The 14,402-nt window shown below is 67.1% G+C and carries 12 protein-coding genes and 1 tRNA gene; 11 read left to right on the forward strand and 2 right to left on the reverse strand.

Annotation, left to right across the window (positions count from 1 at the left end; translation table 11 throughout):
• Nucleotides 1-36 precede the first annotated feature (36 nt).
• Together ABIB26_RS13655 and ABIB26_RS13660 are read right to left on the reverse strand one after the other, a co-directional pair.
• Nucleotides 37-756: a response regulator gene (locus ABIB26_RS13655; RefSeq protein WP_354243926.1), complete on the reverse strand. Its 720-nt coding sequence runs from the start codon at nucleotides 754-756 to the stop codon at nucleotides 37-39.
• Nucleotides 753-2,405, reverse strand: coding sequence for a sensor histidine kinase (locus ABIB26_RS13660; RefSeq protein WP_354243929.1), 1,653 nt, complete (start codon nucleotides 2,403-2,405; stop codon nucleotides 753-755). Before ABIB26_RS13660 ends, ABIB26_RS13655 begins: the two co-directional genes overlap by 4 nt.
• Before the next feature lie 138 nt (nucleotides 2,406-2,543).
• On the opposite strand from ABIB26_RS13660, the gene ABIB26_RS13665 reads away from it, so the two are divergent.
• The 11 genes from ABIB26_RS13665 (at nucleotide 2,544) to ABIB26_RS13715 (ending at nucleotide 14,375) form a co-directional block, all read left to right on the forward strand.
• On the forward strand, nucleotides 2,544-3,920 hold the full coding sequence (locus ABIB26_RS13665; protein ID WP_354243932.1) for a cation:dicarboxylate symporter family transporter: 1,377 nt from the start codon (nucleotides 2,544-2,546) through the stop codon (nucleotides 3,918-3,920).
• Nucleotides 3,921-4,231: 311 nt separating this feature from the next.
• Nucleotides 4,232-5,131, forward strand: coding sequence for a ParA family protein (locus tag ABIB26_RS13670; RefSeq protein ID WP_354243934.1), 900 nt, complete (start codon nucleotides 4,232-4,234; stop codon nucleotides 5,129-5,131).
• An 8-nt stretch (nucleotides 5,132-5,139) separates the two neighbouring features.
• Nucleotides 5,140-6,051 (forward strand): segregation and condensation protein A, encoded by a 912-nt coding sequence (locus tag ABIB26_RS13675; RefSeq protein WP_502913667.1) that lies wholly within the window; start codon nucleotides 5,140-5,142, stop codon nucleotides 6,049-6,051.
• Between the two features lie 128 nt (nucleotides 6,052-6,179).
• Nucleotides 6,180-6,761 carry an SMC-Scp complex subunit ScpB gene (scpB, locus tag ABIB26_RS13680; protein WP_502913669.1) on the forward strand — a complete coding sequence of 194 codons (582 nt, stop codon included), beginning with the start codon at nucleotides 6,180-6,182 and terminating at the stop codon, nucleotides 6,759-6,761.
• A 111-nt stretch (nucleotides 6,762-6,872) separates the two neighbouring features.
• A complete protein-coding gene (locus tag ABIB26_RS13685) occupies nucleotides 6,873-8,180 on the forward strand; it encodes a pseudouridine synthase (RefSeq protein WP_354243937.1) in 1,308 nt (435 codons plus the stop codon).
• A 3-nt stretch (nucleotides 8,181-8,183) separates the two neighbouring features.
• A complete protein-coding gene (locus ABIB26_RS13690; RefSeq protein ID WP_354243940.1) occupies nucleotides 8,184-9,293 on the forward strand; it encodes a prephenate dehydrogenase in 1,110 nt (369 codons plus the stop codon).
• Entirely contained in the window at nucleotides 9,293-10,021 is a 729-nt protein-coding gene (cmk, locus tag ABIB26_RS13695) for a (d)CMP kinase (RefSeq protein ID WP_354244135.1), read from the forward strand. Before ABIB26_RS13690 ends, cmk begins: the two co-directional genes overlap by 1 nt.
• 49 nt (nucleotides 10,022-10,070) lie before the next feature.
• Entirely contained in the window at nucleotides 10,071-10,751 is a 681-nt protein-coding gene (locus tag ABIB26_RS13700; protein ID WP_502913670.1) for a lysophospholipid acyltransferase family protein, read from the forward strand.
• Complete coding sequence (gene der / locus ABIB26_RS13705) at nucleotides 10,748-12,298, forward strand: ribosome biogenesis GTPase Der (RefSeq protein WP_354243945.1); 1,551 nt, start codon at nucleotides 10,748-10,750, stop codon at nucleotides 12,296-12,298. The genes ABIB26_RS13700 and der overlap by 4 nt, the downstream gene beginning before the upstream one ends.
• Nucleotides 12,299-12,450: 152 nt before the next feature.
• Nucleotides 12,451-12,527: transfer RNA gene (locus ABIB26_RS13710), tRNA-Pro, on the forward strand.
• A gap of 198 nt (nucleotides 12,528-12,725) precedes the next feature.
• Nucleotides 12,726-14,375, forward strand: coding sequence for a hypothetical protein (locus ABIB26_RS13715; protein ID WP_354243948.1), 1,650 nt, complete (start codon nucleotides 12,726-12,728; stop codon nucleotides 14,373-14,375).
• The last annotated feature ends 27 nt before the right edge of the window (nucleotides 14,376-14,402 follow it).

The raw sequence follows: 14,402 nt of genomic DNA on the forward strand, positions 1-14,402 counted from the left end.
GCCTGACCCAGGTGTAGCAGCAGGGGAGGAGCAGCCTTACGACGGCGGCCGGTTCCAGCGGTATTCGTTCTCCGGCCGCCCGGGCGCGCCGTAGCGCGCCGTGCGGGAGACCGTTCCGGCGTCGGCGAGGTATTCGAGGTAGCGCCGGGCGGTGACCCGGGACATCCCGAGCGCCTCCATGACCTCGCTGGCCGACACCGCTCCGGTCTGCAGTTTCATGAAGTCCTGCACGGATTCCAGCGTGGACACGGCCAGGCCCTTCGGCAGCGGCAGTTCGGAGGGTGCCCGCAGGCTCGCAAACGCTTGGTCCACATCGCTTTGGGAGGCGCCGGGCCCGGAAGCCCCGGTCCCGGGCGAGGCCAGCTGTTCACGGAACAGCCGGTAGCTGGCAAGTTTGTCCGCAAAGGTGGCGTAGGTGAACGGCTTGATCAGGTACTGGACGACGCCGGTGGCCACCGCGCTGCGGACGATGTTCAGTTCCCGCACGGCGGTGATGGCGATGATGTCCGCGAAGAGCCCGGCCGCCCGCATCCGGCGCGCGATGTCGAGCCCGTGCAGGTCCGGGAGGTTCATGTCCAGCAGAACCAGCTCCACCGGGTTGCCTGCCGCCGCGAATTCCGCCAGCAGGCGCAGGGCTGACTGCCCGTCGGGTGCGGAGCCGGCCAGGGTGAAACCGTCAAGCCGGTTGACGTAAGCGGCGTGGGCCGCGGCGGCGATCGGTTCGTCTTCGACGACGAGCACCCGGATGTCACTCATGGCTGTCCCTCTGTTGCGACCGGCAGTGTGACGCGGAACAGTGCTCCGGCCGGGCTGGTGATGGTCATGGTACCGCCCAGGCGCTGCACGGCCTGGCGGACCAGGGCCAGCCCCAGGCCGCGTCCGAACGGCCCCGGCGCCTTGGTGCTGAATCCGTGCCGGAAGACGTCCTCCACGGCCTCGGGGTCGATTCCGGGGCCGCTGTCCTCGACCATGATCTCAAGGGCCGCGCCGGTGGTCTGGACGGACAGTTCCACGAGCCTGGGCGCCGGTGCTTCGGCGGCGGCGTCGATGGCGTTGTCCAGCAGGTTCCCGAGGATGGCCACGAGATCCTGCACGGCCAGTCCGGTCGCCGCCGTGGAGCCGCCGGTGGTGAGGATCAGTTCGACGCCGCGTTCGTGCGCTTCGGCGGCCTTGCCCATGATCAGGGCGCCGAGCACGGGTTCCTCGATGGAGCTTACGAGGACATCGGTCAGTCGCTGGCTGAGTTCGAGGTCCTTGGTGGCGAAGTCCAGGGCCTCCGGGGCCCGCCCGAGTTCCATCAGCGAGACGATGGTGTGGAGCCGGTTGGCGTGCTCGTGCGTCTGGGCACGCAGGGCGTCGGACAGCGTGCGCATGGTTTCCAGTTCGCTGCCCAGCGATTCGATCTCGGTGCGGTCCCTGATGGTGGCCACCGTGCCGAAGACCGCCGCCCGCTGGCGGGCGGCGGGAGATCCCGGGCCCACCGCCGGTCCCTGGTTGACCACCAGGATCCGGGAGCCGGTCAGGTGGATCTCGTCGAGCGCGGTCCGCCCCGATTCGAAGAGTTCCTTGAGGCTGGGCGCCAGCGGCAGCTCCGCCAGGGAAGGGGCCGCCTGCCGTCCGCCTGCCGCGGCGGCGCCTGCCGCGGCGCCGTCGGAGGAGCGCTTCGTCAGCCCCAGCAGTTCCGCGGCCTGGTCGTTGTACATCACCACCCTGCCCCTGGAATCAATCAGGATCACGCCCTCCCGGACCGAGTGGAGGACCGATTCGTAGTAGGCGAACAGCTGGGCGAGCTGTTCCGGACCCCAGCCCCGCGTGACCCGGCGCAGGTACCGCCCCAGCAGCCAGGACGCCACGGAGCCGCCCGCCAGCAGGGCCAGTCCGATGACCAGCAGCGCCGGCAGCCTGCCGGAAACGGCCACGTCCACGGTCCGCACGGTCACGCCCACCGCCACCAGCGCCCTCACGGTTCCATTTTGGTCCTTGACCGGAGCGATGGTGCGGACCGAGGGGCCGAGGGTTCCGGCGGTGATCTCGGTAAAGACCCCGCCGTTCAGGGCAGCGTCAATGGACCCGATGTACGGCTTTCCCAGCTCTTCGTCGTTGGGGTGCGTCCACCGTGTCCGGTCAGGTGCCATGATCGTGATGAAATCCGCATTGGCATCGCGCGTGACGTCCAAGGCATAGGGCTGCAGCACGGCCGTCGGGTCGGCGGCGCTCGCCGCCTGCAGCACCAGGGGGTTGTCCGCCACGGCCGTGGCGATGCCGGTCATCCGCCGGCCTGCCTCCTCGTACGCGTGGTCGCGGGCATCAACGAAGCTGGCAGTGCCCACGATTGCCGTCAGGGCCAGCATGAACAGCAGGTGGGCCACGAACAGCCTCCGCGCGATGCTCCAGCGGTGGATCATCAACACCTTCCATGACCAATATGAACGCAACAGTGAGCCAAGTCACCCGGACACCAATGATGGATATACACCGGACCGACGTGATCAGCCCAGAGTATGGGCCCAGCGTCTTCCAGACTATCCATAAGGAGACACATCATGGCTTCTCAACGAGGAGAGTCAGCCGCACCGGCCAAGGCTGCGCGCAAAGGGCTCGACAAATCCCATTACCTGTACATGGCCGTCATTGCCGCCGTGGTCCTCGGCGCCGTCGTCGGTCTGCTGTTCCCCGAATTCGCCAAGAACCTCAAGCCGCTCGGTGACGGCTTCATCAAGCTGATCAAGATGATGATCGGCCCCATCATCTTCTGCACCATCGTGCTGGGTATCGGTTCCATCGCCAAAGCCGCCACCGTGGGCAAGGTGGGCGGCCTGGCCCTGGGCTACTTCGTCGTCATGTCCACCTTCGCCCTGGCCATCGGCCTGGTGGTCGGCAACCTCATCCACCCGGGTGAAGGCCTGAACCTGACGCCGTACGACCCCAACAAGAAGGCGGCTACCGACAGCACCGTCGACTTCCTGCTCGGGATCATCCCCGGTGACATCCCCGTGCTGCCGACGCTGCTCGCCGCGATCCTGGTCGGCTTCGCACTGCAGAAGATGGGCCCGCAGGGCACCCCGATCCTCAAGGCAATCGGCCACGGCCAGGCAGTGGTGTTCCGCATCCTCATCATGATCATGTGGCTGGCCCCCGTGGGTGCCTTCGGCGCCATTGCCGCTGTGGTCGGCGCCACCGGCTTCCAGGCCATTGTCAGCATGTTCACCCTGATGATCGCCTTCTACATCACCTGTGCGCTGTTCGTCGTGGTGATCCTCGGCGGTCTCCTCCAGATCGTGGCGGGCGTGAGCATCTTCAAGCTGATGAGGTACCTGGCCCGCGAATACCTGCTGATTTTCTCCACCTCCTCTTCCGAGGCTGCCCTGCCGCGCCTCATCGCCAAGATGGAACACCTCGGTGTGTCCAAGCCCGTCGTCGGCGTCACCGTGCCCACCGGTTACTCCTTCAACCTGGACGGCACCGCCATCTACCTGACCATGGCGTCGCTGTTCGTGGCGAACGCCATGGGCATGCCGATGGACCTCGGGGCGCAGATTTCCCTGCTGATCTTCATGATCATTGCGTCCAAGGGCGCCGCCGGCGTCACCGGCGCCGGCCTGGCCACCCTGGCCGCCGGTCTCCAGGCGCACGCGCCCCAGCTGCTGGGCGGCGTGGGCATGATTGTCGGCATCGACCGCTTCATGTCCGAGGCCCGCGCGCTGACCAACTTCACCGGCAACGCCGTCGCCACTGTCCTGATCGGCACCTGGGTCAAGGAGATCGACGGCGAACAGGTTGAGCGCGTCCTCTCCGGCGCGGAGCCCTTCGACGAGCTGACCATGAACCCGCACCACGGCATGGGCTACGACGACGACGCCGCTGGCGCACAGCCCGCCCAGCCGGCCCAGCCGGCCCATCCGCGGCCGGCCGGCTCCTGACGCCACGGCCTGATCCCACGGCCTGATCCTGGGGTGAAACCGCGGCAGGACCGCCCGGACGCAGACCAGCGTCCGGGCGGTTTTTCGTGGCAAAACGCCAACCTTCGAGTTTTACCAGAAGGTTCAGGCTCACATAAAGGCCGCTGTCAAGGTCCGCGGAATACCGTGTCGGGCGCTGTAGCCTTGGGAGGAATAAGATCGGCGCTGGACGTCCAGGGCAGAATCATGCAGGCAGGATCATGCAGGCAGAAATCAAGCAGGCAGCAATATCAAGCACGACAATCACCGTCATCGAAAGTGTGGATAGATACGTGAGCAGCGAACAGGGTTCAGCAACTCTGGAAGGCACCGAACTCGATCTGGAAGACGCCGTCATGGGCCCCACCGGGCGCCCCAAACGCGACTTTCCGGAGCCCGCGCCGCTGTCATCCCACGGCCCTGCCCGGGTCATCGCCATGGTCAACCAGAAGGGTGGGGTGGGCAAGACTACGTCCGCCATCAACCTCGCCGCTGCGCTGGCGGAATACGGCCGCCGGGTGCTCCTGGTCGATTTCGACCCGCAGGGGGCGCTGTCCGCGGGACTGGGCATCAACCCCCACGAACTCGATCTCACGGTTTACAACGTGCTGATGGACCGCAAGGTCCACATCCGTGACGCCATCCACAAGACCGACGTCGAAAACGTGGACCTGCTGCCGGCCAATATTGACCTCTCCGCCGCGGAGGTCCAGCTGGTCAATGAGGTGGCCCGCGAGCAGGTTCTTGACCGTGCGCTGAAAAAGGTCGAGGACGACTACGACATCGTCCTGATCGACTGCCAGCCCTCGCTGGGCCTGCTCACAGTCAACGCGCTGACCGCTGCCCACGGCGTCATCATTCCGCTGATCTGCGAATTCTTCGCCCTGCGTGCGGTGGCGCTGCTCGTCGAGACCATCGACAAGGTCCAGGACCGCCTGAATCCGCGGCTCCAGGTCGACGGCGTGCTCGCCACGATGTACGACGCCCGCACCCTGCACAGCCGCGAGGTCATCTCCCGTCTTGTGGAAGCCTTCGGTGACAAGGTCTTCGAAACCGTCATCAAGCGGTCCATCAAGTTTGCCGATGCCACCGTGGCCGCAGAGCCCATCACCACCTACGCCGGCAACCACATCGGGGCCGAGGCCTACCGCAACCTAGCCAAAGAACTCATTTCGCGCGGCGGCGCGCCCTAGTCAGGTCCGTGGCAGCGTCGGGTGCTCCCACCGCGGAGCTGAGTGCGCCAGCGGAGCTGGGTGTGCCGGCGGGGGCGCCAGCGGGGCCGCATATGCCGGCGGGTGCGCCGGCGGGGAAAACGCCCGGCTTTGAAGTCCGGCTGGCCAACTTCACCGGCCCGTTCGACCTCCTGCTTGGCCTGATTTCCAAGCACCAGCTGGACATCACCGAGGTGTCCCTGTCCACGGTCACGGATGAATTCATCAAGTACACCAAGGGCCTGCAGGCACTGGGGGAGGAGTGGGCCCTGGATGAGGCCAGCGAATTCCTGGTGATCGCCGCCACCCTGCTGGACCTCAAGGCGGCCCGGCTGCTCCCCGCCGGCGAGGTCGAAGACGATGAGGACATCGCGCTGCTGGAAGCCCGTGACCTGCTCTTCGCCCGGCTGCTGCAGTACAAGGCCTTCAAACATGTCGCCGGGATGATGGGGTCCACCCTGGAGCTAGAGGCCTGCCGGTTTCCGCGCCAGGTGGCGCTCGAGGAGCACTTCGCCGCGCTGCTTCCTGAACTTATCTGGCGGCACAGCCCACAGCAGTTCGCCGCCCTGGCCGAGGCGGCCCTTAAGCCCAGGGCGGCCGCCCCCACCGAGGTGGGCCTGGCGCACCTTCACGGCAGCCCCGTCAGCGTCAAGGAGCAGGCTGAACTGCTCGGGGCGCGCTTGCGCCTCGGCAATCCGCTGACTTTCCGGGCGCTCATCGCCGACGCCGAATCCACCCTCGTCGTGGTGGCGCGGTTTTTGGCGCTGCTGGAGATGTTCCGCGACCGCGCCGTCGCTTTCGACCAGCTGCTGCCGCTGGGGGACCTGACCGTCCATTGGACCGCCGGGGCAGAGGCCTGGAGCAGCGGGAACCTGAGTGAAGAATATGAGGAACAGCCTTGAGTGACACGAGTTCCGGCCCGGCCCGCGAAGCGGCAGCCGCTGGGGCCGCGGCAGAAGAAGCGGGCGACGCCGGACCCGACGTCGCCAGCCTGCCGGGCGGCGCCCGCGCTGCCCTCGAGGCCGTGCTGATGGTGATCGACGAGCCGGCCACGGCCACCGGGCTGGCGGCGGGGCTGAACCTGACGGTCGACGTCGTCGAGGGTCTGCTGGCGGAACTGCAGCGGGAGTATAACGGTTATACTGTTAATGCCCCGGATGTGGACGACGCCAGCCATAGCAGCAACAATGACGGCTTCAGCTCCACCGCCCGGGGTTTTGAATTGCGGAATATCGCCGGAGGCTGGCGGATCTATTCCCGCGCTGAATTCGCAGATGTCGTCGGCGGTTTCGTGCTGGAGGGACAGACAGCCAGGCTGACGCAGGCGGCGCTCGAAACGCTCGCCGTCATCGCTTACCGCCAGCCCGTATCGCGGGCGCGGGTGTCTGCAATTCGAGGAGTCAATGTTGACTCGGTCGTGCGGACGCTGACGCAGCGCGGGCTGATCGAGGACTCGGGAACAGATCCCGAGTCCGGGGCCATCCTGTACCGTACGACGTCGTATTTCCTGGAGCGAATGGGAATCGGCTCGGCGGCTGAATTGCCGCAGCTTTCACCCCATCTTCCAGGGCTGGAAAGCATCGAAGAGTTCTACGACGCAGGAAGAATGTAGGCAGGAAAAACTGCCTGCGCACGAGTATCCACCAGGGCAGAACCATTTTGCCCTCGTTGGCGGGTGTTGTCGGGAGACAGCGGCCGTCGGCCAACAAACGAAGGACGGGTCATGACACAGGCGGGACGCCAGGGTTCACCACGTAACAGTTCGGGACGTAACAGTGCCGGACAAAACAGTGCCGGACAAAACAGTGCCGGACAAAAACCGGCACAGGGCTCAGGTCGCCCGGCGCAGGGCTCAGGCCGCGGCGCACAGGGCGCGGGCCGCCCGGCACAGGGCGGCGCCAGCCGCGGTTCTCAGGGCGGCGGAAGCCGCAGCGGGGCCGGCTTCAAGGGCGGCGGAGACCGCCCCTTCAAGCACCCCAAGCCCCGCGAAGAGGCCTTCATCGATCCTGACCTGCAGGCTCCGGACGGCGCGCCGGCAGGCCGCGCGGCTTCCGGCGACTGGAAGTCAAAGGCGCCCTCCGGCAAGGAAGCAGCCCGCAAGGCCGCCGCCCGCAAACCCGGCTTCGGCAAGTCACCCGGCACCCCCGGCGCCCTCAAGCCCAAGCCGCGTACCGGCGCCGCCAAGTTCGCCGGCCCCCGCGCCTTCGGCAGCGAACGCTTCGGCCAGAACCTCGGCCCCGTGCGCAAGCCCGCCCGCAAGCGCGGACCGCGCGCCGAGGTACCCCAGTCTGAACTGCACGACCAGGACGGCATCCGCCTGCAGAAGGTCATGGCGTCGGCCGGCGTCGCCTCACGGCGTGTCTGCGAAGAAATGATCGCCGAGGGCCGCGTCGAGGTCGACGGCCAGGTGGTCACCGAGCTCGGCGTCCGCGTCGATCCGAAGGCCGCCGTGATCCACGTCGACGGTCTCCGCATCCAGCTGGACGAGAACATGGTCTACATGGTCTTCAACAAGCCCAAGGGCGTCGTCTCCACCATGGAAGACCCGGACGGCCGTCCCTGCATCAGCGACTTCGTCCGCAACAACCACGGCGAGCGGCTCTTCCACGTGGGCCGGCTCGACGTCGCCACCGAGGGCCTGCTGCTGCTGACGAACGACGGCGAACTCGCCAACCGGCTGACGCACCCCTCCTACGAAGTGCCCAAGACCTACCTCGTGCAGGTCCGCGGGCCGTTCCCGCAGGGCATCGGTGCCGAGCTCAAGGCCGGCGTCGAACTCGAGGACGGCATCGCCTCGGTCGATTCCTTCAAGCTCGTTGACTCCACCCCGGGCCACGTGCTGATCGAGGTCATACTGCACTCGGGCAAGAACCGGATCGTCCGGCGCCTCTTCGACGCCGTCGGCTTCCCGGTGCTGCGCCTCGTCCGCGTCAAGGTCGGACCCATCGGCCTGGGCGACCAGCGCCAGGGCAGCATCCGCAACCTTGGCAAGCAGGAAGTCGGCCACCTGCTGGCATCCGTAGGGCTGTAGGGCATGTCCGCTTTTCGCACCCACGGCCGCGGCCACCTCAACGGCCCGGTAGTGGTCGTTGGAACGGGGCTCCTCGGCACCAGCATCGGGCTGGGGCTGCGGGGCCGCGGGGTCCCCGTGTTCCTCTCCGATCCCTCGCCCACCAACCAGGCCGTCGCCGTCGACATCGGCGCAGGCCTGCCGTTGGCGCGCCTCGACGCCGAGCAGCCTGAACTCGTGGTGGTTGCCGCTCCGCCGGATGTCACCGCAGACGTGGTGGCCAAGGCCCTGACGGAGTACCCGCAGGCCGCGGTGGTCGACATTGCCAGTGTGAAGGCCGGCATCCAGGCCGAACTCCGCGCCCGCGGGGCCGACCTCGGCCGCTATGTGGGAACCCACCCCATGGCCGGCCGGGAGAAGTCCGGTCCGGTGGCCGCCCGCGGTGAGCTGTTCACCTCCATGCCCTGGGTGCTGTGCCCCTCGGCGGAAACGTCGCCCGAGGCCCTGCAGACGGCGCGCGCGCTGGCAACGGACCTTGGCGCGGTCGTGTCCGAATTCTCCGCCGAGGAACATGACGAGGCCGTGGCGCTCGTCTCGCACCTGCCCCAGATCATGTCCTCGCTCGTGGCCAGCCGCCTGCAGGGCACGCCCCCGCACGCGCTGTCCCTCGCCGGGAACGGGCTGCGGGACGTGACCCGCATCGCGGCCAGCGATCCCACCCTCTGGGTGCAGATCCTCGGTGCGAACGCGGGCAAAGTCGTCGGGATCCTGAACGGCGTCCGCGAGGACCTCAACCGCCTGATCGGCACGCTCGAGAACCCGGCCGCCCCCGGCGCCCGGCTCGACCTGGCCCAGCTGATCAGCGAAGGCAACGCCGGACAGTCCCGGATTCCGGGCAAGCACGGCGGACCCCCGCAGGCCTACTCCTGGCTGACGGTCCTGGTGGATGACACCCCGGGCCAGATCGCCCGGCTCCTCACGGAGATCGGCGAGATCGGCGTCAACCTTGAGGACCTCCGCCTGGACCACTCCTCCGGCCAGAACGTGGGCATGGTGGAAATCTCCGTACTGCCGAACAAACATGACCTATTAATCGAAGCCCTCAACGATCGCGGATGGCGGGTACTCCAGTAATGACCCAGGAACTCATAGAAACGGTGGACGTCGTCCGCCCCGGAAAAAGCCTCGTCGTGGCTATCGACGGACCGTCCGGATCGGGCAAGTCCAGCGTCAGCAAGGAAGTCGCCCGGCGGCTCCGGGTTGCCTACCTCGACACCGGCGCCATGTACCGCGCCCTGACCTGGTTCTGCCTTGATTCCGGCACGGACCTGGAGGACGGGGCCGCCGTCGAGGCTGCAGCCGAGAACCTTTCGCTCGAGATCAGCACCAGCCCGCAGGAAGAGTACGTCCGCGTCGGCGGCATCGACATCACCCTGGCCATCCGGGAGCCGGCGATCTCCGCTGCGGTGAGTGCCGTGGCCACCACCCTCGGCGCCCGCACCGAACTGATCCGCCGCCAGCGCGAACTGATCGAACAGCACCACCGCCGCATGGTGGTCGAGGGGCGTGACATCACCACCGTCGTCGCGCCGCGCGCCGAAGTGCGGATGCTGCTCACCGCGAGCGAGGAGGCGCGCCTGCGCCGCCGCGGCATCCAGCTTGGCGGCAGCCAGAACGCCGAGCAGCTCGCCGCCCAGGTGACCCAGCGCGACGCCAAAGACTCCACCGTGGTGAACTTCACCCAGGCCGCCGACGGCGTGGTGACCCTGGATTCCTCGGACCTGGACTTCGCCCAGACAGTCGACGCCGCCCTCGGCATTGTGGAAAGTGTCATCAACCACACGGTCACCAAGGGTGTCTGAGCCCCAGCCGGCAGCGCCGGGCCGGTGGACGACCGCCTGGAGCCGGCCCGTGGGCTGGCTGCTGGACCACGTCGTGTACCGGACCTCCGTGACGGGGCGGGCCAACGTCCCGGCCACGGGCCCGGTAATCTTTGCCGGAAACCACATCAGTTTCCTGGACGGACCCGTCATGTTCGGCGCCGCACCCCGGCCCATGCACATCCTGGTCAAGAAGGAGCTGTTCACCGGCCTCCTCGGCCGGGTGCTCACAGCCTCCGGCCAGCTGGCCGTGGACCGTGCCGGCGACCGCGCGGCGCTGCAGAAAGCCAGGAGAGTCCTCGACGCCGGACGGTGCGTCGGGATCCTCCCCGAAGGAACCCGGGGGAGCGGCGAAGCCGCGGCGATCAACAACGGAGTCGCCTGGCTCGCGCTGACCGCCGGCGCCACCGTGGTCCCCGTGTCCATCCTCGGCACCCGGATCGGCGCCGAGCACCTGGACGCCGTCCCCGGGTTGCGCCGCCGGCTGCATGTCAGCTTCGGCGGGGCCCTCAATGTCAGCCGCCGGCCGGGTGAGACCGGCCGTGTTTCAATGGACAGGGCGGGAACCGAGATCCGCGCTGCGCTGGCCCGGCATGTCCAGGACTCCATTACATACAGTGGGCAGCCCTTGCCCGACGCGGATTCCCCGCAAGAACGTCATGAAGCAGTAGCCGGGACGCCGGCAGATCACCCCATAAGGAATGTGCAATGAGCGATACGACTCAAACCTCCGGCCAATTTGGCGCCGGCGAAGACGAATACACGCCCACCGGCACGGACCAGGTGGCTGAGCATCTCGCCGCCCTGGACGACGAGGAAGCAGAGGTCCGCGCGGCCTCCCTCCGTGCCGGCCTGGACGACTACGAACTCGACGAGGAGGACGCCGCCCTCCTGAGCGGCGAGTACGACGACGAGGATTTCGACGGTCCGGTCAAGCTTGATCCCGTGCTGGCCATCATCGGCCGTCCGAACGTGGGCAAGTCCACCCTGGTGAACCGAATCCTCGGCCGCCGCGAAGCCGTGGTGGAAGACACCCCGGGCGTCACCCGTGACCGTGTCATGTACTCGGCCACCTGGAACGGCCGGAACTTCACCGTGGTGGACACCGGCGGCTGGGAGCACGATGCCCGCGGCATCCACGCCCGTGTGGCCGAACAGGCCGAGATGGCCGTGGAGCTCGCCGACGCCGTGCTGTTCGTTGTCGACTCCGCCGTCGGCGCCACGGCCACGGACGAGGGCGTTGTGAAAATGCTCCGCAAGTCCAAGAAGCCGGTCATCATGGTGGCCAACAAGGTGGACGACTTCGCGCAGGAAGCCGATTCGGCGACGCTCTGGGGCCTCGGCTTCGGTGAGCCGTACCCGGTTTCGGCGCTCCACGGCCGCGGCGTCGCCGACCTGCTGGACCACGTCATGGACACGCTGCCCGAGTTCTCCACGATCGAAGGGCTGGAACGCTCCGGCGGCCCGCGCCGCATCGCCCTGATCGGCAGGCCCAACGTCGGCAAGTCCTCGCTGCTGAACAAGCTCGCCGGTTCCGAGCGCGTGGTGGTGGACAACACCGCCGGCACCACCCGGGACCCGGTCGATGAGTTCATCGAACTCGGCGGCCGGACCTGGCGCTTCGTCGACACCGCCGGCATCCGCCGCCGGCAGCACATGGCCCAGGGCGCGGATTTCTACGCCTCGCTGCGGACCCAGAGTGCGCTCGAAAAGGCGGAGGTCGCCGTCGTGCTCCTCGCGGTGGACGAGGTCCTCAGCGAGCAGGACGTCCGCATCCTGCAGCTGGCGATCGAATCCGGCCGCGCACTGGTCCTCGCGTTCAACAAGTGGGACCTGCTCGACGACGAACGCCGCAGCTACCTGGAGCGTGAGATCGAGCAGGACCTGGCCCACGTGGCGTGGGCGCCGCGGGTCAACATTTCGGCGCTGACCGGCTGGCACAAGGACAAGCTCGTCCCGGCCCTCGACACCGCGCTGGAAAGCTGGGACAAGCGCATCCCGACCGGACGCCTCAACGCGTTCCTGGGTGAACTGGTCGCGGCGCACCCGCACCCGGTCCGCGGTGGCAAGCAGCCCCGCATCCTCTTCGGCACCCAGGCCTCCAGCCGCCCGCCGAAGTTCGTGCTGTTCACCACAGGTTTCCTGGATCCGGGCTACCGCCGCTTCATCACCCGCCGGCTCCGCGAGACCTTCGGTTTCGAGGGCACCCCGATCGAGGTCAACATGCGCGTGCGCGAAAAGCGTGGCAAGAAGCGTTAATCCCGACACACCGCGCCCGTGGCACCTTGAAAATGTCACGGGCACCCTCCGGGATCGTGTAAGCTTTTGGAGGTGGTTCGGCCGGACTGCTCAGATGGAAATCTTTTGAATACACAAGAGGATGACATCGAGGCGGAGAACGGCGGAACCAGCGGGCTGTAGCGCAGCTTGGTAGCGCACCTGACTGGGGGTCAGGGGGTCGCAGGTTCAAATCCTGTCAGCCCGACCAACAAAAAATCCGCCCCATCACCGGGAATCATCTTGGTGGTGGGGCGGTTTTTCTTTGCCGTCAGACCGAAACGATGGCGGGTGTACAAATTGCGGGGCCGGACGCTTGTCAGCCGACCGGAGACGACTGTTTTTCTCTTGTAGCATGTGTCTTGGCCCTGCCCGTCCGCGGCGGGGTCATAACTTGGGGGAAACAAACTTGAAGAGACCACTGACGTGGGCGGCTCCTGCCGTCGGCGCCGCCATCATCCTGGCCACCGTCAGCTTCGCTGGCCCAGCCGAAGCTACTTACACCTGCTGGAACTCCGAAGACGGGCGGCACTGCCGCGAAACCGGCGATAGTGCAACGGGACGGGCCACCGTCCGGCCGGTCGACTATCCCACCTTCTCCGGCATCCTTGCAGCGGGGCAGATCCTGACGTCCTATTCCGGGGAATGGGCCCGGGCGCAAACGTTGACGTACCAGTGGCTGCGCGACGGTGCCGACATCCCCGGTGCAGACGGCGAGACCTACGAGATTACGGCCGCCGACACCGGACACACCCTGGCGCTGCGGGTGACAGGTTCAAACTCCGGGCTCAAGGACGGGGTGGCTGCGACACTCCCGTCCCCGAAAGTCAGCAACGGCAACACGGCGGAATACACCGCGCTGCCCGACGTAATTATCACCGGCGAGGCTCCGGTTGTGGACGGCTTCTCAAGAGTCGGTTTTACGCTGGACGTCATCAATCTCGGCACGTGGTCGCCGGAGTTTGTGACGATGCAGTGGCAGGCCGACGGGGTTGACATCGAGGGCGCCACCGGGGACTCCTACCCGATCAAGGTTTCCGACCTGGGCAAGAGAATCACGCTCAAGGTGACCGGCAGTTGGCCTGGCCTGGAAAGTGTCTCCAAGTCGAATACGGCTCCGGTGGTCACAGGAGGCTATATACACCCCGGAAACGGCGAGCTGTACCCGGTCGGTGGGACCAAAGTCGGAGACATCCTCGGCGTGGGACCATTCGGGTGGTATGCCGACGGCGAACCGATGTCGTTCCTCTACCAGTGGAAGCGGGACGGCCAGCCGATAGCAGGGGCCACCGCGAGCACCTACGAGATTGTCGCTGACGACAAGGGCCACCAGATCGCCGTTGTCGTCACAGCAACGGCAGTAGGATATGGGCCGAATCCCCAATCGTCGTTGTATGTGGTGATCGACGGCGACACTGACCCGACGCCTGTCCCCGCCGTCCCGACAGCCACGGCGTCTCCGTCGGCTACTTCCGTCCCGACGGCCACGGCGTCTCCGGCGGCTACTTCCGTCCCGACGGCCACGGCGTCTCCGGCGGCCACGGCGTCTCCGACGGCCACGGCCACCGCGACGGTCACGGCGTCTCCGGCGCAAACGCCGTCCCGGACGTCCGTTCCGGAAGCGATCCCGTCCCCGGAGGGCAGTGTCAGAATTTTCGTTCCGGCGCGGATTGGCGGCGGAGACGTCGAACCGCAAGCCTCCGTCCAAGCCCCGCTGCCCGGCGTTCAGTTCGATACGACCCCCGGTACGGACACGGGCTACCCAGCCGTGGATTCCCCGGAACAGGCTGTCTCGGCGGCAGCGCCGGCGACTCCTGGCGCAGGACCGTCAGTGACCGCTGCACCGCTCGCCGATGCAACTCCCGGCCCGAGCGCAAAACCGTCCGAACCGGTCACGATGTCAGGATCTCAGCTATCCACCGCGGGAGACTTCCGGCCGCTGCCCCTCGTCCTCACTATCGGTGGGGCAATGCTGGCCGGTGCGCTGGTCTGGTTTGTCCGCCCGGTCCGGGCCGCGTTTGTCCGGATCGCGACCAGAAAACGGCCATCTGGTAACTGAAATAGCCCCGCCATTCCCAATGAAGGA

It is taken from the genome of Arthrobacter sp. UYEF20, from assembly GCF_040546335.1.
Classification (GTDB): Bacteria; Actinomycetota; Actinomycetes; order Actinomycetales; family Micrococcaceae; genus Arthrobacter.

What these genes read in the sequence shown, in the direction of transcription:
- cmk (WP_354244135.1), top strand. Translation starts at nt 9,293, where the DNA reads ATGACCCAGGAACTCATAGAAACGGTGGACGTCGTCCGCCCCGGAAAA.
- ABIB26_RS13655 (WP_354243926.1), bottom strand. Translation starts at nt 756, where the DNA reads ATGAGTGACATCCGGGTGCTCGTCGTCGAAGACGAACCGATCGCCGCC.
- ABIB26_RS13660 (WP_354243929.1), bottom strand. Translation starts at nt 2,405, where the DNA reads ATGATCCACCGCTGGAGCATCGCGCGGAGGCTGTTCGTGGCCCACCTG.
- ABIB26_RS13665 (WP_354243932.1), top strand. Translation starts at nt 2,544, where the DNA reads ATGGCTTCTCAACGAGGAGAGTCAGCCGCACCGGCCAAGGCTGCGCGC.
- ABIB26_RS13685 (WP_354243937.1), top strand. Translation starts at nt 6,873, where the DNA reads ATGACACAGGCGGGACGCCAGGGTTCACCACGTAACAGTTCGGGACGT.
- scpB (WP_502913669.1), top strand. Translation starts at nt 6,180, where the DNA reads ATGGTGATCGACGAGCCGGCCACGGCCACCGGGCTGGCGGCGGGGCTG.
- ABIB26_RS13690 (WP_354243940.1), top strand. Translation starts at nt 8,184, where the DNA reads ATGTCCGCTTTTCGCACCCACGGCCGCGGCCACCTCAACGGCCCGGTA.
- der (WP_354243945.1), top strand. Translation starts at nt 10,748, where the DNA reads ATGAGCGATACGACTCAAACCTCCGGCCAATTTGGCGCCGGCGAAGAC.